Consider the following 22,619-nt stretch of genomic DNA (forward strand, 5'->3'; position numbering starts at 1 on the left):
GTACCCCGANCGTGCTCACCAACGACCCCTACCCGGTACGCGCCCTGTGGAACGAGTCAGGCAACTTCATGAGCCAGTCGAACTCCACGACCGCATGGGAAGCGCTCCTTTCGCTCGACTTCTTCGTCGACCTCAACCTGTGGCACACGCCGCAGAACGACACCGCCGACATCATCCTGCCCGTCGCACACTGGATCGAGCTCAACTCGCCGCGCGCGAGCCAAGGATCCGCAGGCGCCATGGGCGCTACCGTCAAGTGCGTGCAGCCTCCCGCCGAAGCGAAATACGATCCCGAGATCGTCATGGACCTCGCCAAGCGCATGAACTGGCAGTGGACGAGCGAGCCCGGCAACGAGTGGCCCGACATCAATTGGCAACTCGACGATTCGATCAAGCTTTTGACCGACGACGAACTCACCTACACCACGTGGCACGTCGAGAACGGCGTTCCGACCTTCGAGCGCCATGGCGTTCCCATGGACGAGGTAACCCCCAAGTACAAGACCTGGGACGAGTACGTTGCCGCCTTCCAGGAGCACGGCTGGTGGCAGGCCAAGGATATCGAGCCGCGCAACTGGGGCACGTACCGCCGTTACCAGACCGGCGCGATGCGCGCACGCGACCGCGTGTGGGCCCGCCTCGACTATACGGCCGGCAAGGGCATCGGCGACTGGAAGCCCGGCTGGTTCACTCCCACCATGAAGCAGGAGATCTGGTCGACCGTCATGGAAACGCACCACCCCGAGAACCGCGACTGGTGGCTGCCCAGTTGGGTCGAACCCCCGCACGGCCCGAAAGACGGCGACCGCATCAAGGAGTACCCGCTGACCGCTACCACCGGCCGCCGCATTCCGGTGTACTTCCACTCCGAGCACCGCCAGCTTCCCTGGTGCCGCGAGCTCTGGCCCGTGCCGCGCGTCGAGATCAACCCGAAAACCGCAGCCGAGTACGGCATCGAACAGGGCGACTGGGTGTGGATCGAGACCGAGTGGGGCAAGATCCGCGAAGTGGCCGATCTGTACTACGGCGTCAAGGAAGACGTGATCAACCTCGAGCACACCTGGTGGTACCCCGAGGTGAAGGACGCCGGTCACGGTTGGCAGTTCTCTCAGGTCAACCAGCTTATCGACCACGATGCGCAAGACCCGCACTCGGGAACCTCGAACCTGCGCGCCTACCAGGTGAAGATCTACAAGGCGACGCCCGATAACTCGCCGTACGGAAACCCCGTGCCCTGCGACAGCAACGGCACGCCCATCATCCATACCTCCGACGACCCCCGTCTGAAGGAATGGCTGCCGACCTACGAGGGGAGGGAGTAAACCATGACCCAGATGTCCATCATCACCGATGCGAACCGCTGCGTGGGCTGCCTCGCCTGCTCGGTTGCCTGCAAGGCCGTCAACAACGTGCCGATCGGCAATTACTGGAACAAGGTCGTCCGCGTGGGACCGAACCCGATCCCCGGCGGCTCGGGGGATTTCCCCGACGTGTACATGTACTTTCTGCCCATCAGCTGCCAGCACTGCGAGAACCCCGAGTGCGTGAAGGTATGCCCGACCGAGGCATCCCACATCGCCGAAGACGGCACCGTCCAAGTGGATAAAGAGAAGTGCATCGGCTGCCAGTTCTGCGCCATGAGCTGCCCCTACGGCGTTCGCTACCTCAACGAGGAAGAGAAGGTCGTCGAGAAGTGCACGCTGTGCGAGCAGAAGCTCAACCAAGGGGAACTGCCCCAGTGCGTCAGCCAATGCGGCGGCAACGCCCGCTGGGTGGGCGATATGGAGCAGGGGCTCGACAGCTTCGTCGGATCGTTCGATTCCGCCGGCGAACAGCGCAAGATGATCGAGTTCATCGAGCCATTCTCCGATTCGGATATGCACAAGCTGCCCGATGTGGGGAACAAGCCCTCGTTTTCCTACATCCTTCGAGATCATCACTGGGAAGGAGGCGATGAATAATGGAAGCGCAGTGGCCTCTTATTATCTTCACCCTGTTCGTTTGCTTGACCTGCGGAATTTTCGGAGCCATGTCGATCCTGGCCCTGAAAGGCCAGGGAAGGCAGCTGCAGTTCACCTCGCTTATCTCCGCGACGGTATCGCTTGCGATCGGCGGGTTCGGAGCCTTTTTGCACCTTGAGCATTGGGAACGCATCTTCAACGGCTTCGGCCACATCACCTCGGGCATCACCCAAGAGCTGATCGGATGCGTGGCGCTCGCCGTCATCATCGTCGCCTGGTTCGTCGTACTGCGCGGCGGCAAGGAGATCCCGAAGGCGCTTGCCTGGATCACCCTCGCGGTGGCCGTGCTCATGCTGGTTGCCACCGGGCATTCCTACCTGATGCCCGCACGCCCGGCATGGGGTATCGCGCTCATCGTGTTCTACGTGGCGAACGCCTGCCTGCTCGGCGCGGTTGCGATGTGGCTCATCTCGATCATGAAGAAGGACGAGGCGTCCGAAGGATCGAGCATCCAGTTCGCGCTCGTCGGCTCCGTCGTGCAGCTCGCGGCCATGGCCGTCTACACGATCGCCTGCTCCATGACCAAGTTCGCCGACTTCGGCTTCTACGCGGACCCGACGTCGATGACCACCGCCCCCACGCACGTGGACAGCCTGCTTGCGATCATGGTATCCGGCGACGGCGCGCTCATGTTCTGGTGCTCCATCGCCTGCGCCGTCGTGGCCCTCGTGTGCGCCATCGCGGCGAAGAAGAAGGTCGGGGCGTCCAAGCCCTACATGATCATCGCGGTGATCGTGGCGATCGCCTCCTCGATCCTGTTCCGCGTACTGTTCTACCAGCTCGGCTTTGCAATGGTGCTTCTGTACTGACGCACGAGCGGCACTTCGGTGCCGAGGTCGCAGGGCTTGCCGCTCAGCGCGACCGCCGAGGCCAACCCCGCAGGCAGCTGCCGCCTGCGGGGGCCGGCCCCACCGCACAACGTGCAGCTCGACGGTAGCGGGACCCTCCCCACTACTCTGCTCGTCCCGCTACCGTCGAGCTCGCATACTGCGATACGAGCAGGCACCGCGCAGGAAGCCTTCCGCGCCGAATACGCTGCAATAACCGCTTGCAGACGAAAGGTTGTTTCGCTATACTTCTTGTTCGCGCTTCACTTGTGAAGCGGTGCGCCAACGTGGCTCAGCTGGTAGAGCAACGCACTCGTAATGCGTAGGTCAGCGGTTCGAATCCGCTCGTTGGCTCCAGAAAAAGTGCAGGTCATCGGGGTAAAACCTGGTGACCTGTTTCTGTTCTAGGTGCCCGAATTTGCTACTCACCCGCAAATCTTCCGCAAATGCAAACAATACCCTGCAAAATCATGCCGTTCTCACTTCGATGATGCGCGGCTCGTCCGGCTCGCTCGCGAACAGATCGCCGATCAGCTTCGCCGCCTTCTCGTCGTTCTCGGGCACCGCATGAGCGTACCAGTTGAGCGTTATCGACGCGTCGGAATTCGCATCATCAAGTGACGCGTGTTAAAGCATGGACTAGTAAAGCGCCCGAATGGTGAGCATTTCACTTCCTCCGACGCTTTCTTTATTTAATATGAGCAGAACATTGTCAAGAGGCAATGAAAGGTCGGACCGAGGATTATCCCAGTCTGCCTGGTCTATCTCTACCAGGCTTACCTTCCTGATGACTGCATCCACATCGACGCCCGCTTTTGCAGTTTAATACTCGCGGCGGCAGGCTAGCAGGATGTCCCATACGACAACAACGCATCGTCGTCTGCTATGTTCGCCGCTGGCTTCGCATTTCGTTGCTACGGTTGAGGATCTTGCCTTCGAACAAGAAGAGTCTCCGACTAAGCCATCATGGTGCCGATCACCGTTTCAAAACCTTTGACCTCAAAGCCTCGGAAGGGTTTTACGCGCAGGTTTCTACCTTTCGGGAAAAGCGCCCCGACCTCGGATTCGCTTCTTGGAATGCTTTGCAGCGCCGTCCCGCATGGCGGTGTTCTCGGCACATCGGCACAGCAACGGCGCACAACAGCCGGATTTTCGCTATGATGGATAGCTATCGTTGACTCCCGATAGCCCGGAAGGAACCCGCATGATCACGGTTGCGGACATACTCGCTCTTCCCGCCTTCGAATGGGTGCAGCCCATCGTGCGGTGCCCTGGCGCCGAAGCGCGCGAGGTTCGCAACGTGGGGATTCTCGATTGCTCGCCCGACAAAGACGACGGGTACCTGTCGTACATCCCCGGGGAGTTCATCGTGACGAACCTGGGGTTTGCGCGAGACGACGCCGAGCTGTCCGAACGGTCGTTGCTGGTGCTGATCGAACGCGGCGTGTCAGCTATAGCTTTGAAGAAGGTGTACACCCCCATCGTGAACGAACGCGTCCGCGCGGCGAGCGAAGATGCGGGCGTGCCCCTGTACTTCTACGATGGCGCTTATCACGAAGTGGTGGCGTACCAGGCGCTCGACCTCATTCACCGCGATAGCGAGCAGTCCAACAAGGGCCAGATCCTGGACAATCTGCTTTCGGGTCACGACCCGCTGGCCACGCGCGCCGCGCTCTTCGAGCTTGCAGGAGCCACAGGATCGACCGTGCAGTGCATCGCCGTCGCCCCACGCGCGCTCGACGAATGCTCGCTGTACGCGACGCTCGATGCGCTCACCGCCGTACTCGCGGACTTCAAACGCGATTGGGATGTGGTGGATGCCGTGTTCGCCTTCCGCTACCATGGCACGCTGCTTTCGCTCGTATCGTATACGCAGCCGCCTGCGGGCATGCGTTCGCGATCAGAGGGCGATCTCGTTGCTCGAGTGCTCGCCACCGGCCCGGTCTCATTGGGAGTGGGCGAAGAAACACCTCTCTCCGACGGCGACATGAGCATACGCGAGGCGCTTGCCGCGCTCAAAACCGCACAGATCGAAGGAGCCAACATCGTTCGCTGGGCCGATCTGCACCACGACGCCTTCCGCGCTGCCGCATCCGAAGGGCGCCTGTTCTGGCGCACGGCAGCTTTGCATCGCGCCCTGCTCGAAGAGCACGATGACGCACAAGGCACGGAGCTGTCGGCAACCTGCGAGGCTGTGGCGCGCGCATACGGCGACCTGCGCCTTGCCGCCGAGGCCCTCCATCAGCATCCGAACACCGTTCGCTACCGCCTGCGCAAGGCCAAAAGCGTTTTGGGCATGACCGATTCCCCCGATCGGGAGTTCGCGTTCTTGCTGGGGCTCGTCTTCCTCGACCACACGAACCCCCTGGTTCAACCCTAGAACGGTACGGAAACGGCATTTCCGGAAGGTGCGGCACGCCGTTTTCCTGCCGCGCATCGACCCGGCATCTCCGACACCTCTCATCCCGTTTTGTCCGATCGGCCAAAACGGACGGCCGAACTTTTCCAATCGTCTCAAAGCTCCTGCCCTTTCGACGCGTAAGCTGGTTGCACCGAATAGAAAGGAGAACGTCATGTTTGGGAATTTGAACGAACAGGCCACAAGCGCCTTGCTGTCGTTGGAGTCGGGCGATCTGTCGTACTGCCTCAAGCTTGCGAAGCGCTTCGAGCACATGGGCATCGAGGAGGAGCAGGCCAGCAATGCGCTGTGCACCCTCGTCGCCAGCGACGCCCTCGAAACCATCTACCAGGTGGGATAGCTCCGTACCTCGACCGCCCCTAAGAACGCCGCCTGATCCGTTTATGCAGCTGCAATGCGCAGTTCAGCGATTCGAATCCGTTCGTTGCCTTCTGAAGAAAGAAGCAGGTCAGTCTGAGAAACCAGATTGACCTGCTTCTTTCTTCAGAGCCGCAAAGGCCCCCTGCGCCAGCCGCGTGCGCCAAAAGCCCGAATCGGCCTGCTACCGCTTCTGGCCGATATAGAAAACGTATCCGTAGTGCCGTTTGTATTCCGAGTACAGCTTTACCTCGTGCCGATTCTCCGCAACGAACGCTTCCACGGTTTCGCTGTCGGGGTACTTCTTCAAAAGCCCTTGGAGCGCCGCCTCGCGCGGAGCGAAGTACTTCTCCGTCCAGCAGTATTCAGGCAGCGCGAAGGATGCGACGAACCGATACCCGCATGCCTGCAAAGCGGCAACGTTGTGCTCGACCGAATCCAACCCGCTTCCAGCATCCGACCAGAACCTCTCGATGACCTCGGGGTGCTCGGCTGTCAGCCACGAGGGGCAGGTTACGGCAAGGTAGCCGCCCTTTTTGAGGAAGCCGCGCCAATGAGCGATCCCCTCTTCGAAGCCGATGTTGTCGATCGCACCCTCCGACCAGATCAGGTCGAGCGACTCCCCGTCGAAGGGAAGGTCATCCATCGAACCGACGATTCCCTTCACCCTGCCCCCGAGGCCCTGCTTGCCGGCGTTCTCGTTGAGGACGTCGATGAAATCGGGGAACATGTCCAGACCGACGATGCTACCGGGCACATGGCGGGCGAGCTCCAGCGTTTGCGGTCCGCTTCCGCATCCCAAATCTGCCGCATGCGAGATTTGCGCGAGGTCGCCGAGGAATCCGAGCGCCTTGCACGTCGTCTCGGCGCTGCCAGGACCCTGCCTCTCTAATCCCACATGGGCTTCGATCAGCAGATCCAGTATCGACGGTTGCTTGTTTTCCATAGAACGCATCCTCCTTTTCGCCAAGCATACCATAGCGCCAGCCGCTCGCACCCGAACAACCAGCCAAAACGGTGTCGCCCCGATCGTCGGCACTACGGCGATCAGGGCGATATTCGGCTGCGACGGGCACGGGAGGAGGTTCGTGCTCGCCGCGATCGGATTCTGGGCTACTTGCCGAGGTACTCCTTGGCATCCTTCATGGCCAACCGCCCCGAATTGACAGCCCACGCAGCTTGCGATCCGGGAGCGAACTTCACGTCGTAGGAATCACCGTACAACCCGCCCGCGTCGGAGCCGCCCGCGTACAGGCCGCCGATAACCTGCCCCTCGGCATCCAGCACCTGGGTCTTCTCGTTGACGCGGATTCCACCGCACGTTGTATAGAAGCCGTCGGCGGTCTCGCAGAGCCAGTACGGGCCCTCGTCCATCTTGTGCAGATACTTCGCCCGCTTGCCGAATTCCTCGTCGGCACTCGTATCGTCGCCGTCAAGACCCGCAGCAGCATCGCAGTAACCGTTGTACTGTTCGACCGTCGCCTTGACGGCATCGGCGTCCAATCCCGCTTCCTTGCATACGGCTTCCAACGTATCGCCCACATGGCAGCCCTCGGCCTTTTCGAGCACCGCGCGCGCCTCGGAAAGCGGCGTGCCCGGAGTTCCGAACGAGAACACCTGGCCGTCGGGGCCCCGCTCTTCCCAGCGCTTCATATCGGCTTCCGTGAACAGCGCGAACGTCTTCTCTTGGTTGCGTACGCAAATGCCGGCGCCCGCAAAGTCATCGATCCAGAGATCCTCTTTGCAGAAGCGCTCCCCTTTTTCGTTGAGCCACAGCGTAGGCTGGACGCCCGCCGAGTACGCGTCTGTTGTCCATGTCGCCGAAACCGCTCCGATGGTAACGGGACCGCACCACATAACCGTGCCCAGACCCTCGGCGAAATCGGCACCGGCGTCTTTCGCCATCTTCAAGCCATCTCCGTCTCGGCAATCCATGCCGAGCGCCTGGATGTTGGCGTTTTTGGTCTCCGATACGCTGTAGAGCATGTCGGAGTTGTTCGCGTAACCGCCCGTTCCCACAACGACAACCGGGGCCTTCACCTCGATAACGTCGCCTTTCTCCGTTTGAGCCAAAAGACCTGCCACCTTGCCGTCCTCGATGATGATCTTGCGGCCGAACGTCTTGAAACGCGCTTCGACTCCGAGCTTCTCGGCCTCCGCTCCGAAGCACTGCATGAAGTAGCCGCCGGGACTCGCGTTATCGCCCTTATCGTACACGTGCCACACCTTGGGGCCCGAACCGATGGAGATGTTACCCTCGAACACGATGCCATGACCCTCAAGCCAATCGATGGTTTCGGCGGTCTGGCTGAAGAAGTTCTCGTAGAGCTTGTGCTGGGGAATCCAGTGATGGTAGTTCAGGCAGGTGTTCATGGCGTTCTTTACGCCATAGGGAGCATCGGGGTTGTAGGCTCCTGCGAAGGAAACGCCGCCGTCCGCTTCGGTGAAATGAGTTTCAAGGCCCGTCATGCCCTCGGTACCGATGAAGGAACCACCGTATCCGTCTAGCCGCTCGATGACGACAGGCTTGAGGCCGAGGTCGATGGCCTGGATGGCAGCGGCCGTTCCCGTACCGCCCGCGCCCACGATGCACACGTCGGCTTCGATGGTTTCCGACGGCTCGCCGAGCTCGGGGATCGACCAGATGGGATCGGCCGCATCGGCGCCCTGCGTCGCTGCAGCTGTATTTTCAGCAGAAGGCTCGGCTGCCCCCGCCGCCGGTTCGGTCTCTTTCGGCGAGCATCCAACAAGCGCACTGCCTGCGATACCTGCCGTGAGCGCTCCCGCTCCTACCAAAAACGAACGCCTGCTCAGATTCTGTGTGCTTTCGAACATGAGAAACCTCCTTGACGAAAAACCCGCGTCCCTTACGAGTGCCGCATCCCTTGTCGGCATGTACCGCGGATGGCCGCCCTTGCGGCTTGAGCGTAGTATGGGCCGCGAAACAGGCTGACCGCAATGCTTTGAGATTGAGCTAAAAGCTGCACGCTGAACCGTTTAGATACAAGGAAAGAACAAGCGGAGCGCGTATAATGGTAGGGATGCACGGATGCGCAGGAATGGACAGAGGGAGGTCCAGAATGTACAGCGACAAGTGCGACTACTTCATTCTCGCCTACGACTCGCCGAGCTTCAGCGCAGCTGCGGCGAGGGTTCCCATGTCTCCCCAAGGGTTCACCAAGGCCATCCACAACCTGGAACGCGAACTCGGGGTTCCGCTGTTCGCTTCCGATAGCGATGGCACGAGGCGGCCGACGCCCTACGCGACCGAATTCTACGAATACGCCAAACACGTCCAGACGGAGCGCAACCTTCTAGAAAGCGCCTTCGAGCGCATATCGTCGAGCGGCTACGCGGAGATTCGCGTAGCTTCGGCGCTCGGCATACCGGGGCTTCTCGGCCCGGAATTCCCCCACGGGTTTGCCGTCGACTGCCCCGACGCTTCGGTCGCCCTCAACGAACTGCCCGACTCGCTCTGCGAAGCGGTTGTTCGCGACGGACTCTACGATCTCGCGCTCACCATCTCGCCTGCCGGCGAAGATTTCACCACGCAGGAGATATACTCTTCGCCGGTACTGTACTGGGTGAGACGGGACAACCCGCTCGCCGAGCAGGACTCCATCAGCATCCGAGATCTCGCCGGTCGGCGCATCGCCACGCCGGGGCGAGAATTCAAGTGCTTTCAGCAGCTGCGCCTGCGATTCGAAGAGGAGGGACTCGGCCAGCCGAACGTCGTTGAGCATTCCGAGATATTCTGGATATACGAGTTCGTCTTGCACGGCGGCGGCGTGGGGTTCACGTTGCCGCACTTGGCGAAACTCGAAGTGTTCAGCGCGAACAGCGATATCGTCGCCCTGCCTGTCGAGGGGCTTACCTGGGGGTTCGGCGTATCGCATCTCAGCTCAAGGAGCCTTTGCCAGCGCGAAAAGGACTTCATCGCCTACGTTGCCAATTGCGCTGCGGGGTTTTCCAAGAAGCACCGATCCCGCTGATATCCGCGTTTCCGTTTCGGGAATGGATGAGCCTTGAGCATGCGTACCGACTAACGTCGTCCCCATCGACAGATTGTCGGCCGAAAAACACGGTTTTGACGGGAAAAACGTGTTTTTCGGCCGACAATTGGTTCGACCATCGGCGCGTCCCCGACCGCTCGCCTCAGCACCGACGGCACATCGGCTCGGCCACGAGCACGCCCGTTACGCAGGTGTGAGATAATCCTCCCATGCCGAATCTCGCACGACAATTTCTTGCATCCGCGCTCGCACTCGCCCTTGCCGCGGCGCTCGCCCTTACAGGTTGCTCCCAGACCCCCGTCTCCCCCGACCAAGCGCAAGGCCTTGAGCGCGCCGAATCCTTCGCACTCTCGGAAATCCCCGAGTATGCAGGCGAGCCTTCCGTCGCAATCGACGGCGGTCAACCCGGCTTCACCGACGAGGACATCGATGCCGCCAAAGCGGGCGGCATCGAATCGTACAGCGACCTCGATGCAATCGGCCGCTGCGGAGCCGCCTTCGTACTCGTAGGCCCCGAAACCATGCCGACCGAAAAGCGCGAAGGCATCGGCATGGTAAAACCTTCCGGCTGGCAGATATCCACCTACGACTTCATCGACGGCAGATATCTCTACAACCGCTGCCACCTTGTCGGATTCCAGCTGACGGGAGAAAACGCCAACGAACGAAACCTCATCACCGGCACGCGCTACCTGAACACCCAGGGCATGCTCCCCCTCGAAAACGACGTCGCCGACTACGTCGAAGAGACGGGCAACCACGTGCTCTTCCGCGCAACGCCGATCTTCAACAACGACGAGCTGATCGCCCGCGGCGTACAGCTCGAAGCCCTGTCGGTCGAAGACGGCGGAGCGGGCGTGCGTTTCAACGAATACTGCTACAACGTGCAGCCGAACGTCGAAATCGACTACCTCACCGGGAACAACCGCGAAATCGGCGCCGGAGAAACCGACGCCGATGCGGAAGAATCAACCTACGTACTCAATACCCGGTCCATGAAGTTCCACGAGCCCGACTGCAAATCGGTTGCCGACATGGCCGAGCACAACAAACAGGAGTTCACCGGCACGCGCACCGAACTGCTCGAAGAGGGATACGAACCCTGCGGCCGCTGCGACCCGTAGCAGGAAACCGGGCGGGCAGCTTCAGCATGTGCCGCACGCCCCGCCCTTCGTATGCTTGCACGCCCCGCATACCCGGGCCGCGCACCTACCTATCCGTTGAGCGCCGAATCGAGACAATCGCCCGGGGAACCGGGAGCGAGCCGGAAACGCAGGCGGGACAGCCGGCGCTCGCCGTGCTGCCCCGCAACACATCGACGGGGCCGGGCCGCGCAGCAACGCGCTCCCGACCCCGATCGGATACGCTTACTCGTCCACCTCGATGGTGGTGGGATCGGCGAGCGTTCCGCGCTTGTCCTTCACAACCGAGGCGATGAACCCGCAAATGCCGATGATCCACATCAGGCACGCGAAGACGATGTTGAGCACCATGTTGTCCAGGCCCGTGAGCAGCGCGAAGTTGCTGATGACGAGGAACGCGATGTAGCACAGGCCCACGAGGGCGAGCAAAGGCGCTATAGTGGTGGTGAATATGTTGTAGTGGTAACCCTCTTCGCTGTTGTGCTTGCGCATGTAGCCGATAACCGATGCGCACACCAGAAGCTCGAGCGTCATGATGCCGACGACGGCGATGGCCGAGGCGATCGCGCCGATCTGGGTGTAGGGATCGAACCCGAGCACGAGGCAGATGAGCACGACGGCCAAGCCGAACACCAGCTGCACGATCGAGGCGATGTAGGGCGATTTGTGCTTGGGATGGGTGCGCCCGAGCGCCTTGGGCAGCATGCCCGCGCGCCCGAAGGCGTACAGGTAGCGGGAAGCCATGTTGTGCGTGGCCAGCCAGCAGGCGAAGGCGCTCATGATGAAGAAGAAGTTGAAGATGTGGCCGGCTACGGGGCCGAGGTAGGTGGTCACCACCGTGTAGAAGATGTTGCCCGCCTGGTCGGACTGGGCCATGGCGACGATCTCGTCGCCGCCCATCGCCGCGATGACCGACCATGCGGTCAGGGCGTACACGACGCCGACGAAGATGACCGCGAAGAAGGTCGCGCGCGGAACCGTTTTACGCGGGTCCTTCGCCTCCTCGCCGAAGATGGCCGTGGCCTCGAAGCCGATGAAGCATAGAAACGCGAAAGCGATGCCCAGCCCCGGAGCGCCGCTGAAGAACACGCCCGGATCGAACGATTCGAGCGTGTAGGCGGCAGGGCCCGCCTGGATGAGCACGGAAACATCGGTGACGACGAGGATCGAGGCCTCGCACACCAGGCACACCATCAAAAACTTCGTACCGCCCTCGATGCCGAAGTACCCGAGCAGGAACACGGCCAGGTACAGCACGATGGTGATGATCCACCAAGGAACCTGGATTCCCAGTTCGAGGTTCAAGATGTCCGAGCCGAAATACCCGCCCACCGCAGCGGTGTACAGCGTGAGGAAGTTGTACGCCGCAACGGCGAGGTACCCCGCCGCGCCTCCAAGACGCTTGCCCAGACCCATCGAGATGTAGGTGTAGAACGCCCCCGCATTGGTAACGTGCGAGCTCATCGCGGTGTAGCCGACCGCGAAGAGGATGAGCAGCACTCCGATGAACAAGAAGTCCATCGGCGCGGCAATGCCGTTGCCGAGCCCGATGATGAGCGGGATGTTTGCAGCGCATGCCCCCAAAGGCGCTGCTGCTGCGATCACGAGGAACGCCAGAGGCACGGTGCCGATAACGCCATGCCGAAGCTCTGTTGAGTGATCGGTTTCTTGAGCCATATCCAATCCTTTCCTATCTGCTCCGTTTGGGCGCTTGAGCACATCATCCGACCGACCTGGAATCTGTCGAGCGAGTTATGGTCAAAGGAATCCATCCCCATGGCAGACAGTACTGTTCGGATACCGTTGCCCAGGCGTTGCCAAAGTGGAATCAATGATACTCCCACTTATATAAAATTTGCGCTCGCAGTGTCTATTTTTCCCTATCCTGCGGCGAGTGGATCAAAAGGGAGAAACGGGCGCAACCCAAACGAGAAAAAGCCGGGGCAGGCAACGTTCCGCTCCCGAACCGTGCGGACATGCAGAAGAGTTAGGATAAACCGAAAGACCGCCGCAGCCCAACAGCCGGGCGAACGCAGGCTTTGCGCAGATACGCAGAATCAGAGAGAACCGGGGTTCGCCCGAGATTGCGCTTGAGACTCCAGCGTGCGGAAATGCCGAACGATGAATCCGTAACTCGCTACATCGGCGATCGGGAAAAGCTGCAGAATAACGAATACGACCGCCGTCGAAAAGACAATGAGGCCCTTGCGATACGCGAGGACGATGTTCGATATCGCAAACGAGCTCGTCGCCATGAGGAACAGGTAGTTCACCAAGCTCATGACCGGAACGAGAACGACCATCATGGTTCCGAATATGAAGCCCATCGATGCAAGATGAATGCTGAGCGTCAGAAGCGAACTGGCGAACGCAAGCAGAAGCGCATAGGCGAACGTAACCACGAAATATGGGATCATCAGAAGCTTGCACACGAAAACCTGCAGGCCCAACCCCCGTTGCTGATCGGGGCGCGATGTGAGGGATCCGAGCGACGCAAAGGCCACCACGATGCAGGCGATGGATACGAGAAAGGCCAACGCAAGCGCACCGAACCCCGCTGTCATAACGAAATTAAGAAAGTCGGTATCGTTGAACAGGTCGGAGTCTATCAGGATAAACGGCAGGACCATCGAGGCCGTGAACGCGTTCACCAACACCACGAACGCGATCAGAAGGATTCTTCTCGCCGTTTTCATCGCGCTCCTATCGTTTTAGACGTATTCGGCCGCACGTCGGGCGAACGGCATTGCAGCATCGCCGCATTGAAAGCATTATCTCATAACGTCCCGCTCGCCTTACGCTCTTTCGCCGTACCGCCTCAATCGAACGGATTCGACGGCCGCTTACCCTTGCATGCTCTTGTTTGCTACAATAGGTAAGGGGGTACAATTCTAACGGCCATCCTCGACAGGAGGCCCCATGAACGACATCGTAACAGATGAGACGAGCGATATCTTCGGTGAAACGCTCGCGGACGAGCCTTGGGGGGCTTCCGATGCAGTCGGCGCCGCGGGGCTCGCCCTAACCACCGCTTTTCTCTTGGCTTCGTTCTTTTCGGATACGCTTCTCGCGGGTTCACCCGTCGATGCGATCTGCAGACCGGTCGGAATGGTCTCGTTCTGCGCAAGCTATTATCTGATACGAAGGTTCTCCGATGCACTTTCGTCAAGAAAACTCAGGCTCGGATTTCTCTGCCTCGCAGCCACTACGGGTTCGCTTGCTCCTGCCATCGGCTTTGCCGGCTACTGGCTCGGGTCGGTGCCCGCAGCTCTCATCATCGTCAGCTGGGCGGGAATCGGCCTTGCGGGAACGCTTCTGACGAGTTTCTGGGCCGAATACTCGGCGATGCTCACGGTGAAGCGAGCGATGCCGACAACGGCGGTATCCTTTGTGCTCGGCGCTGGAATCTATCTCGGGATAGCGAACATCGATCAGCCGCTCAGCCCTTTCATGCAGGAGGCGACGCTGCTCGTCTCGATCGCGTGCTGCTACCTCTTCTCGCGCGACAGAACCCTTCCCGAAATCGTACCCCTCGAGGAATCCCGCCTACGACTCGAACTGTTTCGCAGAACCGAGACGGTTCTCGTGCTGTACGGAGTCGTTTTCGGCCTCGTGCTGCAAGAATCGCTTACCGACCGCACGCTTACCGATCCCAACCTGTTCGTGCCATTCGGCATTTTTGCGGGAACGGCACTGCTCGCAATCGCCCTCGCTCTCAGAAAAGGGAAGCCCGTCAGCGCGCAGCTTGCGCAAAGGGTGCTCTATCCTGCGCTTATCTGCGAACTCGTGGCGTCTCTTGTCGATTGCGATCCCCTCGTTCTCGCTCTACGGTTTTCGATCCTCGCGCTGTTCGGGTTCTACCTTGCAGTCGAATGGGGCACGCTCGCATCGCTCGCCTCGCTGTTCCGCGCTCAGCCGATATACCATTTCTCAAGGGGACGCGGCCCGCTTCTGCTCGGCGTTTCGATCGGGTGGCTTGTCGGCTTCGCCTCTTTAGAACCGGGTCTCGCCGCAGCCCTTCCGGCCGCCTCCCACCTTATCGCTTTAGCCCTCATCGTCCTGCTCTCCCTCGCCGTTGCCATCACTCCTTTCGGATTCGATCAGCTGACGAGGCCCGGCGCGCTCGACGAGAAGGATCGCGCCGACAACGACCGGCGACGCATCGGCGCATGGCGGCAAACCTGCCTCGACATCGCGCTGCACGCCTCCCTCACTCCTCGCGAGCGGGAAGTGTTCTTCCTCCTCGCCAAAGGAAGGAACAGCGAATACATCGGCAAGGAACTGTTCATCTCGATCCATACCGCCCGAACCCATACGTACCGCATTTACCGCAAGCTCGATATCGCCTCGCAACAAGAGCTGATCAACCTCGTCGAAGAGGGTGTAAAACAGCAGGTGGATTGAGTACTGAAGAATTCAGTACGCGCACCGTTGCCCGCATACGCAAAATCCTCGACGCTTCTTCAGCGCGAATCATCAAGGAAGCGTAACGACTTATTTTGCATGCCGTCCTATTCTCCGACCAACGGCAAAGCACCAAGGGGTGCTTGGAAGGGGGTAGCATGCTATGACGGAAAAACGAGGGACGGGCATCGAGCGAAAAACAACATGCACGACAGCCGGAGCATTGTTCGTCGACGTCGAAGACGACCGCATCGTCCGTTTGCAACCGATGCACTTCGATCCAGAGGAGGTGCAATCGTGGAACATCGAAGTCAACGGTAAGACGTACAAACCTCCGCTCACCCAACCGCTGCTCCCTTGGGGAACGGCCTCGAAACAGATCATATACTCCGAGAACCGCGTTAAGCACCCTCTCAAGCGCGTCGACTGGGAGCCGCTGGGAAACAGGATGCCCGAAAATCGCGGCATCAGCGGCTACGAGCGGATATCGTGGGACGAGATGTACGACATCCTCGAACGGGAGATGCGGCGCATCATCGACACGTACGGACCGTCCGCATTCTGCTGGTCGCATTGCGCCCACCCCGAATGGGGGCAGGTGCACTACTTCTACAGCGATCTCTACCGATTCTGGAACATGGTGGGCGGCACGTACCGCGAGTTCTCCCCCAACTCATGGGAGGGATGGGCGGCGGGCGCAACGTTCGTATGGGGATACTGGCCGCTGAAGGGCCTCATCCCCTCAACCGACCTCCTGCAGGACGTTGCTGAAGACAGCGACCTCATCGTTTTGTGGGGTACCGAGCCGCTGTTCCACAACATCTACAGCGGCATCGACACGGCTCGCGCGCTCAAGTACTTCAAGGACCTCGGCAAATCGTTCGTCCTCATCGACCCGCTCTACAACGAGACCGGGCTCGCCGTCGATGCGAAGTGGCTGCGCATCGTGCCCGGAACCGATGCGGCGCTCGCAGCCGCAATCGCACACACGTGGATCGTCGAGGGCACGTACGACCAAGCGTATCTCGACACCCACGCCATCGGCTTCGACGAGGAGCACCTGCCCGAGGGGGCACCTGCCAATTCATCGTTTAAGAGCTACATCCTCGGGCTCGACAAGGACGGGATCGAAAAGACGCCCGCATGGGCAGCGGAAATCTGCGGGATCCCCGCCTATACCATCCAAGCGCTCGCACGCGAATGGGGGTCGAAGCCGACCTCGCTGTGGTCGCTGTTCAGCGGCACCTGCCGGCGGCAGTACGCCCACGAGCACACCCGCATGCAGGCAACCCTGCTTGCCATGCAGGGCTTGGGCAAGCCGGGCGTCAACGCGGTCGGATCGGTACTGACGCTCTGCGGCCCTTACGATGCGCAGAACCAGATCGGGCCGACGGGGTACGTCGATGGCGGCATCAACGTGGTCATGGACAACTACACGCCCAACATCGTCAGGCAGTTCATCACGTTCCAGAAGTTCAACGACTGCGTGAAGAATCCCCCGCAGCAGTGGCGGGGCGGGCACATGGACAGCTTCAACGCCGAAATGTTCTGGGAGGAGGCCACCTACCCCGCGAAGGGCTGCTCGCCGGTGCACTTCATCTGGCAGCGTGGATCCACGATGACCAACCCGCCCGATCACAAGCGCGATATCATCGCATACCGCGATGCCTCGATCGAAACGATCGTCATATGCGCGCCCTGGTTCGACCGCGAGTGCCGCTACGCCGATCTCGTTTTGCCCATCACAACCGCCTTCGAGCACCAGGACATCACGGAGCCGGGCAGCGTTGCCCAGATGGGCGCTTCGGGCATGGGCTTGCGCAGCGCCGTTTTCCACCAGCAGACGATCAAGCCCATCGGCGAGAGCAAAACCGACCTCGAAATCTTCGAAGAGCTGTCGCGAAGGCTCGGATACGGCGATACCTACCTGGAAGGCAATACCGAAGAGACGATCATCCGCAAGATCTACGACACCACGACCATTCCGATGGAGTACGAGGCGTTCAAGGAGAAGGGCTACTACGTTTGGCCGGCGCCGACGAACTACAAGCCCAACAAGGAGATGAAAGGGTTCTACGAAGACCCGGAGGCGAACCCCGTCGATACCCCGACCGGGAAGCTCGAGATATTCTCGACGCAGCTCTTCAAAAAGTACGGCCCCGACAACCCCGATATACCGCCCGTCCCCCATTACATCCCCGAGCGGGAGGGTCCCGCAAACGCGGCGCTTGCCGAAAGGTTCCCGCTCCAGATGTGCATGGCGCACCCCAAGTTCCGATTCCACGGCAAATACAACGACGTGGAGTGGCTCTCGGAGAATTACAAGGTGTACGGCCCCGATGGGTATCCGTACGAACCGGTTTGCCTCAACCCCGCAGATGCGGCTGACCGAGGGCTGAGCGATGGCGACATCGTCCGCGTGTTCAACGATCGGGGAAGCGTGCTCGCGGGAGTCAAGGTGACCGACCGATTGACGCCCGGCGTGGCATGGCTCACCTACGGCGCATGGAACGATCCCGTCGATCCGGAAGCAGGCGCGCTCGACCGCGGCGGCGACGGTAACGTACTCACCCAGGCGGAACCGATGTCGGACCACTACGTAAGCGGCGCTTACAACTCGTGCATGATCGAGATCGAAGCCGCCGACCTCGACGCTCTGAGCAACCGATACCCCGAAGGCTTCGCCGGCGCGTGGAGCACTTGGAACAGGGAGGGATAACCATGAAAACCATCCTGGTGGACCCCAGCTTGTGCATCCAATGCACCAACTGCCAGATCTCGTGCAAAGACGAGCACACCGACAACGACTGGACACCCATCGCCGCGCCTCAGGCTAAGGGACAGTTCTGGATCAGAATCGACGAGCGGGAAACGGGAAGCGGCTCGCGTATGCGCCTCGAGCGCACCCCCGTGCTCTGCCAACACTGCGAGAACGCCCCTTGCATAGCAGTCTGCCCGAACAACGCCATCTACACGCGGCCCGACGGCATCGTGATCATCGATCCCGTCGCCTGCAAAGGATGCGGAACCTGCCGCGCCGCCTGCCCCTACGATGCTGTTTTCGAAAACCCCCAGCTCGGCATATCGCAGAAGTGCACGATGTGCGCGCACCTCCTCGACGAGGGGTGGGACGCTCCGCGCTGCGTCCGCGGCTGCCCGACCGACGCCCTGCAGTACGTCGATGTCGAAAGCCTGAACCAGCGCGATCTCCCCGCGCCGCTCGAACGGCTCATGCCCGACGAGGAAACGAACCCGCGCGTAGCCTACATCAGAACGCACAAGCCGTTCGTCGCCGGCGGCGTTATCTCGCCCAAGGAAGGCAAAGCCCTCGACGGCGCATGCGTAACTGCAACCCACCAGGTCACGGGTTCGATTTATCGTACTCAGACCGACACGTACGGAGATTTCGCCGTCAATGCGATCGAGCCGGGATTCTACACCATCGAAGTGATGATCGACGGCTACTATCCCCGGGTTTTCACCGACTACGACCTGCGCGAGGCCAAGAACATGGGCGAGGTGAGGCTGTACCCGAAGGCGTAGTCCGCCTCCCATGCATGCAAACCACGTGATTCAGATTGGAGGATCCATGTGCTTTAGACCGCCCACCATCGAAAGCGACCAGGAGAACGTCTGCCCGAAGTGCGGAGCCGACCTGTTCGTCGGAGCAGCCAAATGCCCCGCATGCGGAAGCGAGGTAGCTGCAGCCCACACCTCGGCAGTACCTCTTCCCCGCTCGCCCCAAGCGCCGCAAGCGCCCAAGCGCCCCGATCCGCCCGCCGGCGCATAAAGCCCCATCCGGCCGAAGAACGGCAGCGGCCCGGCTATAGTCGGGCCGCTGATGGTTTCCGATCAGGTTAGGCCCTTCGGCGGGCGTGGAGCTTCGCGCCCAACGCTATCACCGAACAGGCGACGGTGAACAGTGCTACCGTTAAGGCAGCATCGAGCATCGGATCGCCCGTTCGCGGAGCGAAGCCCTTGCCCGCATTCGAACCCTGCGTCGGAGTCGGGTTCGTCGGGACGCTCGCAGTGGTGTCCCATTTCGCATACAGCGTCATGTCCTGCTGTACCGCGCTCGCAAAATTCCATCGGGAGCTCAGCGAAGCGTCGGTGTACCAGCCCGCGAATCGATATCCCTCCCTGACAGGCGCTTCTGCGCCGGTCGGCTCGGTCGCACGCTGCCCCTTCTCGATCGTTTGGTCGACGGGTTTCGGAGCGCCGCCGTTCGGCTCGAAGCGCACCGTCACCGTATCGGGAGCCTGCGGCCCGATATCGGCGAGCAGCACGACGTTATGGGCGGAACCGCTACCGCCTACGACAACCGGCTCCGCCGCGTGCGCTGCCGTGCGCGTCCCGGTGACCGTCACGTTGGGAATGCCGCTTCCCGTATCGGATGCCGTATACACGCCCGCGGCGTCCGCAGCAAGCTCCACGTTCGGGGTGTCGACGCTCCACGCGTAGCGCTGCGGGTTCGTCAGGTTCCACGACATCGCATAGGGGCTGAACGACTCGCTTTCGCTCGGAGCGATCGCGCAGCCGATATGGGTCGGGTACACCTCGGTGATCGTACCGCCGTCGGCTCGAATCTCGCTTGCTCCCGGCACGGGCTGCGATACGTGTACGGCGGGGATGTTCTCGCCGCCGTTCAGCGGATTAACGGCCAGAGCGATGCCCGTTATGGTCGAGCCTCCGCTCGCTTCGACGTGGGAGTTGACTGCAATGCCCGAGCGCTCTCCTTCGAGCGTCAGATCGGATCCGTCTTCGGCGTATACGCGGGTTGCCCGGTTCTCCATGCCTTCGTCGTCCTGGTTGCTCAGCCATCCGTACTGGCCGCCCGAGGCATCCACGATCGAATCGGAGAATCGATACGTGCCGTTAAGCGACACGATACCGGCGGATATTTCGGTTAACCCGGCGGGCTTCGTCGCGTGCTTCACCGTGGCGAGCACATCGCATCCGATAAACGGCATCTCGCCAACCGACACCATCTGGACGCCCGCCGACGTGCCTGTCGCCTCGAGGGTGGCATGCTCGAAATAGGCCTGCGGATCGGGATCGGGGGTTCCATCGAAGCCGTTGTGGGTGTCGTATATCTGCATACCCGTAGTAGGCTGCGTAGCCGATGTCGCCGTTGCGCTCACGAAGGTGTTCACGAGTATCGGCCTGCAAATGATGGCCCCGAAGGAAGCATAGCCGCCTTGGCTATCGTCGGCGACCGCGATAATGGAGGGAATCGCACTGCCCGCACCGTACACCTCGGTAGTGCGAAGCACTTCGAGCGCGATGAAGGGGCTCGTAGCCGTGATGGTTGCGCTGCTCGGAGCAGATTGATCGCCGATGTAGAGATAGTGTATCTGGGCGCCTCTCTCGCCACCGTCGGCAACAACCTGCGCATCGCCTGAAAGCCGCGCCGTCTTCCAGATGATGGCAGTACCGCTCGGCGCATGGGCCTCAACATACGAGCCTTCGTCGAGGTGCATCGTTCCGTAATCAGGGCCTTCCGAGCTCGACAAGAACCCGACTCCCATAGACCCGGGAGCCTGCTCTGCGTACATCGAGCTGTCGTTCACGTAGATATCCTGGCTGTCAACAGAAACCAGCACTGCAACACCCGCAGAATCGGAGGTGATGGCAAGCGTGCTGCCGTCAAACACCATCGAATTGCTCGGAGCGGATTCGAGCGTGTCGCGGATGAGGAGAAAATAGGCACTCTGCGCAGGGGATGTAGCTCGACCCGTAAGCGAAGCACCGCTCATGTACAGCGAACCGCACACGTCGATGATGGCTGAGTACGATTCGGGGCTCACATCCAAAACCGCAGCACTCGTAACGTCAAGCGATCCGAAGATGTTCAGGTCCATCGTTTCCACCCTGTCGGACACGCGTACGTTAGCACCCGTATCGATCGTGCATTCGAGTCCCCGTACACCATCGGAGGAACGGAGTAGCATGCTCTGCAAAGCGCCCGAGCCCTGTATGGTAAGAGCACCGCTTACTCCCTCGTCGACAACGAGGGACGTATCGTCATCGAGTATGCCCGAACCGCTTTGCGCTCCGCTCAGGGTATAGGTTGTCTCGGAGAGCGTGAGCGTCGTTGCCCCGCCTGCCGAAATAACGATGTCGGCCGAAGAGAGCGGCGCAGCAGAAACGTTTTCATCGAAGGGCGCTGTATCGAAAGCCCCTGATCCAAGTGCGAGATCGCCTCTACCGATGTCGCGCGCTTCCTCGTCGTCGGTTTCCTCAACGCTTACCGGCAGATTCGGAACGTCGATAACGGTTTCCCGGCTTGGCTCAACAGGCGTGCCGAGCAGTCCCTCACCGAAGCTCCACGATGAACCGGTGTCCGCGAAGGCTCCGATGGGAATAGCCATTGCCGTCACGAGGGCAACGGCTATCGCGCAGGTGAACGCCCTTCTGCGAAACGGTGCTTTCATATGGCATCCTTTCGATTTGCTCATCTATATATTCATCTTTATATATAAGATGTTACTGATTATGCCATAGATGGAGCGAAACTGATAGTAAAATAGTAGGATTCCACAAGCGGGTGACCGCATCGCGGGGGCAAACGAAAGCTCCCACCCGAGCATGCGGATGGGAGCCGAATCAAACCAGTCTAGTGCGGTACGACCTCGAGCCAACACCCGTCGGGGTCGGCAATGAAATAGATCCCCATGTTTTTGTTTTCGTGAACGATGCAGCCCATCTTTGCATGAAGTTCGCGGGCGGCTTCTATATCATCGACCGCGAAAGCGAGGTGAGTGTCGTTGCTTCCGTTGTTGTACGGTTCGATCCGGCCGCGATTCCACGTCAGCTCCAGCCGAAAATCGGTGGCATCGTTGCCCAGGTACACGATGGCCCAGCTGCCGTCGTCGGGCTCGATGCGATCGACCTCCATCAAGCCGAGCGCCTGCTCATAAAATCCCATCGATGCCTCGAGGTCGAGGACATGGATGCATTCATGCACCATCTTCGCTTTCATACCGCTTCCTTTCCGCACGCCGTTCGGTACGCATACCGCTTCGTTTTCACGGGGAAACTATAGCACGGCAAGCGCGGTCGAACAGCCGCTCGTCGGGAAAGCTGTACAAAGGGAAACGCGGCACCCGATGCTACTCGGATGCCGCGTCGGCTCGCCTGCTACGATTGCGGCGGTCTCGGCCCGGGGACATGCATCCTTAATCCAGCGGCACCGCCACCTCGTCGGAGGGCTTCCACGCCACCGAGTCGTAGGGCACCGCCTTGACGAAGGCGCGCACCACGGGGACGTCCACGGCGTTCTCGTCGCCGAAGAAGCGGATCTCGCCCACCTCGCCCGAGCGGCCGGCCACCATCGAGAGCGCCGGCGCGTAGGCAGACTTCGGGTTGGTGAGCAGGATGACCGAGGAGTCCCGGCCCTGCAGCGCGCCGCCCGCCAGCGCGTCGGCGTGCTTGTC

The 22,619-nt window shown here is 60.7% G+C and carries 17 protein-coding genes, 1 tRNA gene and 1 pseudogene; 12 read left to right on the forward strand and 7 right to left on the reverse strand.

Going from position 1 to position 22,619, the window contains the following annotated elements:
• Nucleotides 1-11 precede the first annotated feature (11 nt).
• The 6 genes and pseudogenes from C1722_RS10385 to C1722_RS10410 all read left to right on the forward strand — a co-directional run.
• A pseudogene (locus C1722_RS10385) lies at nt 12-1,322 on the forward strand (molybdopterin dinucleotide binding domain-containing protein); the annotation flags it as partial.
• 3 nt (nt 1,323-1,325) lie between these two features.
• Entirely contained in the window at nt 1,326-1,961 is a 636-nt protein-coding gene (locus C1722_RS10390) for a 4Fe-4S dicluster domain-containing protein (RefSeq protein ID WP_102379162.1), read from the forward strand.
• Entirely contained in the window at nt 1,961-2,830 is an 870-nt protein-coding gene (locus tag C1722_RS10395; protein ID WP_102379163.1) for a dimethyl sulfoxide reductase anchor subunit family protein, read from the forward strand. The genes C1722_RS10390 and C1722_RS10395 overlap by 1 nt, the downstream gene beginning before the upstream one ends.
• A gap of 299 nt (nt 2,831-3,129) precedes the next feature.
• Nucleotides 3,130-3,205 (forward strand) — tRNA-Thr (locus C1722_RS10400).
• A gap of 847 nt (nt 3,206-4,052) precedes the next feature.
• Nucleotides 4,053-5,228 (forward strand): helix-turn-helix domain-containing protein, encoded by a 1,176-nt coding sequence (locus C1722_RS10405; protein WP_102379164.1) that lies wholly within the window; start codon nt 4,053-4,055, stop codon nt 5,226-5,228.
• Between the two features lie 193 nt (nt 5,229-5,421).
• A complete protein-coding gene (locus tag C1722_RS10410) occupies nt 5,422-5,607 on the forward strand; it encodes a hypothetical protein (protein WP_102379165.1) in 186 nt (61 codons plus the stop codon).
• A gap of 201 nt (nt 5,608-5,808) precedes the next feature.
• Here the strand turns inward: C1722_RS10410 and C1722_RS10415 are convergent, their stop codons facing one another.
• Together C1722_RS10415 and C1722_RS10420 are read right to left on the reverse strand one after the other, a co-directional pair.
• The gene (locus C1722_RS10415; protein ID WP_102379166.1) at nt 5,809-6,570 is read right to left on the reverse strand and encodes a class I SAM-dependent methyltransferase; all 762 of its coding nucleotides are present in this window, start codon (nt 6,568-6,570) and stop codon (nt 5,809-5,811) included.
• Between the two features lie 167 nt (nt 6,571-6,737).
• On the reverse strand, nt 6,738-8,459 hold the full coding sequence (locus C1722_RS10420; protein WP_102379167.1) for an FAD-binding protein: 1,722 nt from the start codon (nt 8,457-8,459) through the stop codon (nt 6,738-6,740).
• A 245-nt stretch (nt 8,460-8,704) separates the two neighbouring features.
• Between C1722_RS10420 and C1722_RS10425 the strand changes: the two genes are divergently transcribed.
• Nucleotides 8,705-9,616 carry a LysR family transcriptional regulator gene (locus tag C1722_RS10425; protein WP_102379168.1) on the forward strand — a complete coding sequence of 304 codons (912 nt, stop codon included), beginning with the start codon at nt 8,705-8,707 and terminating at the stop codon, nt 9,614-9,616.
• 230 nt (nt 9,617-9,846) lie between these two features.
• Nucleotides 9,847-10,761, forward strand: a complete 915-nt coding sequence (locus tag C1722_RS10430) for a DNA/RNA non-specific endonuclease (protein ID WP_102379169.1) — start codon at nt 9,847-9,849, stop codon at nt 10,759-10,761.
• A 243-nt stretch (nt 10,762-11,004) separates the two neighbouring features.
• On the opposite strand, the gene C1722_RS10435 is transcribed toward C1722_RS10430, so the two are convergent.
• A complete protein-coding gene (locus C1722_RS10435) occupies nt 11,005-12,456 on the reverse strand; it encodes an APC family permease (RefSeq protein ID WP_102379170.1) in 1,452 nt (483 codons plus the stop codon).
• Nucleotides 12,457-12,836: 380 nt separating this feature from the next.
• Nucleotides 12,837-13,475, reverse strand: coding sequence for a DUF6652 family protein (locus C1722_RS10440; RefSeq protein WP_102379171.1), 639 nt, complete (start codon nt 13,473-13,475; stop codon nt 12,837-12,839).
• Between the two features lie 223 nt (nt 13,476-13,698).
• Here C1722_RS10440 and C1722_RS10445 point away from each other — a divergent pair, with 223 nt between their 5' ends.
• The 4 genes from C1722_RS10445 (at nt 13,699) to C1722_RS10460 (ending at nt 18,973) form a co-directional block, all read left to right on the forward strand.
• Entirely contained in the window at nt 13,699-15,183 is a 1,485-nt protein-coding gene (locus tag C1722_RS10445; RefSeq protein ID WP_102379172.1) for a helix-turn-helix transcriptional regulator, read from the forward strand.
• A gap of 163 nt (nt 15,184-15,346) precedes the next feature.
• The gene (locus C1722_RS10450; protein ID WP_102379173.1) at nt 15,347-17,902 is read left to right on the forward strand and encodes a molybdopterin-dependent oxidoreductase; all 2,556 of its coding nucleotides are present in this window, start codon (nt 15,347-15,349) and stop codon (nt 17,900-17,902) included.
• 2 nt (nt 17,903-17,904) lie between these two features.
• Nucleotides 17,905-18,726 (forward strand): 4Fe-4S dicluster domain-containing protein, encoded by an 822-nt coding sequence (locus C1722_RS10455; RefSeq protein WP_102379174.1) that lies wholly within the window; start codon nt 17,905-17,907, stop codon nt 18,724-18,726.
• A gap of 46 nt (nt 18,727-18,772) precedes the next feature.
• A complete protein-coding gene (locus tag C1722_RS10460; protein WP_102379175.1) occupies nt 18,773-18,973 on the forward strand; it encodes a hypothetical protein in 201 nt (66 codons plus the stop codon).
• A 67-nt stretch (nt 18,974-19,040) separates the two neighbouring features.
• Here C1722_RS10460 and C1722_RS10465 read toward each other — a convergent pair whose 3' ends face one another.
• The 3 genes from C1722_RS10465 to C1722_RS16990 form a co-directional block, all read right to left on the reverse strand.
• On the reverse strand, nt 19,041-21,617 hold the full coding sequence (locus C1722_RS10465; RefSeq protein WP_180995145.1) for an InlB B-repeat-containing protein: 2,577 nt from the start codon (nt 21,615-21,617) through the stop codon (nt 19,041-19,043).
• Nucleotides 21,618-21,799: 182 nt separating this feature from the next.
• Nucleotides 21,800-22,165 carry a VOC family protein gene (locus tag C1722_RS10470; RefSeq protein WP_102379177.1) on the reverse strand — a complete coding sequence of 122 codons (366 nt, stop codon included), beginning with the start codon at nt 22,163-22,165 and terminating at the stop codon, nt 21,800-21,802.
• Between the two features lie 196 nt (nt 22,166-22,361).
• Nucleotides 22,362-22,619 (reverse strand): cell wall-binding repeat-containing protein (locus C1722_RS16990; RefSeq protein WP_180995146.1); only part of this gene is annotated, 258 nt, incomplete at its 5' end.

The organism is Raoultibacter timonensis (assembly GCF_900240215.1).
Taxonomy (GTDB): domain Bacteria; phylum Actinomycetota; class Coriobacteriia; order Coriobacteriales; family Eggerthellaceae; genus Raoultibacter; species Raoultibacter timonensis.

Excerpts from the sequence above, each read along its gene's own strand:
- C1722_RS10390 (WP_102379162.1), top strand. The coding sequence starts at position 1,326 with ATGACCCAGATGTCCATCATCACCGATGCGAACCGCTGCGTGGGCTGC.
- C1722_RS10395 (WP_102379163.1), top strand. The coding sequence starts at position 1,961 with ATGGAAGCGCAGTGGCCTCTTATTATCTTCACCCTGTTCGTTTGCTTG.
- C1722_RS10405 (WP_102379164.1), top strand. The coding sequence starts at position 4,053 with ATGATCACGGTTGCGGACATACTCGCTCTTCCCGCCTTCGAATGGGTG.
- C1722_RS10410 (WP_102379165.1), top strand. The coding sequence starts at position 5,422 with ATGTTTGGGAATTTGAACGAACAGGCCACAAGCGCCTTGCTGTCGTTG.
- C1722_RS10415 (WP_102379166.1), bottom strand. The coding sequence starts at position 6,570 with ATGGAAAACAAGCAACCGTCGATACTGGATCTGCTGATCGAAGCCCAT.
- C1722_RS10420 (WP_102379167.1), bottom strand. The coding sequence starts at position 8,459 with ATGTTCGAAAGCACACAGAATCTGAGCAGGCGTTCGTTTTTGGTAGGA.
- C1722_RS10425 (WP_102379168.1), top strand. The coding sequence starts at position 8,705 with ATGTACAGCGACAAGTGCGACTACTTCATTCTCGCCTACGACTCGCCG.
- C1722_RS10430 (WP_102379169.1), top strand. The coding sequence starts at position 9,847 with ATGCCGAATCTCGCACGACAATTTCTTGCATCCGCGCTCGCACTCGCC.
- C1722_RS10435 (WP_102379170.1), bottom strand. The coding sequence starts at position 12,456 with ATGGCTCAAGAAACCGATCACTCAACAGAGCTTCGGCATGGCGTTATC.
- C1722_RS10440 (WP_102379171.1), bottom strand. The coding sequence starts at position 13,475 with ATGAAAACGGCGAGAAGAATCCTTCTGATCGCGTTCGTGGTGTTGGTG.
- C1722_RS10445 (WP_102379172.1), top strand. The coding sequence starts at position 13,699 with ATGAACGACATCGTAACAGATGAGACGAGCGATATCTTCGGTGAAACG.
- C1722_RS10450 (WP_102379173.1), top strand. The coding sequence starts at position 15,347 with ATGACGGAAAAACGAGGGACGGGCATCGAGCGAAAAACAACATGCACG.
- C1722_RS10455 (WP_102379174.1), top strand. The coding sequence starts at position 17,905 with ATGAAAACCATCCTGGTGGACCCCAGCTTGTGCATCCAATGCACCAAC.
- C1722_RS10460 (WP_102379175.1), top strand. The coding sequence starts at position 18,773 with ATGTGCTTTAGACCGCCCACCATCGAAAGCGACCAGGAGAACGTCTGC.
- C1722_RS10465 (WP_180995145.1), bottom strand. The coding sequence starts at position 21,617 with ATGAAAGCACCGTTTCGCAGAAGGGCGTTCACCTGCGCGATAGCCGTT.
- C1722_RS10470 (WP_102379177.1), bottom strand. The coding sequence starts at position 22,165 with ATGAAAGCGAAGATGGTGCATGAATGCATCCATGTCCTCGACCTCGAG.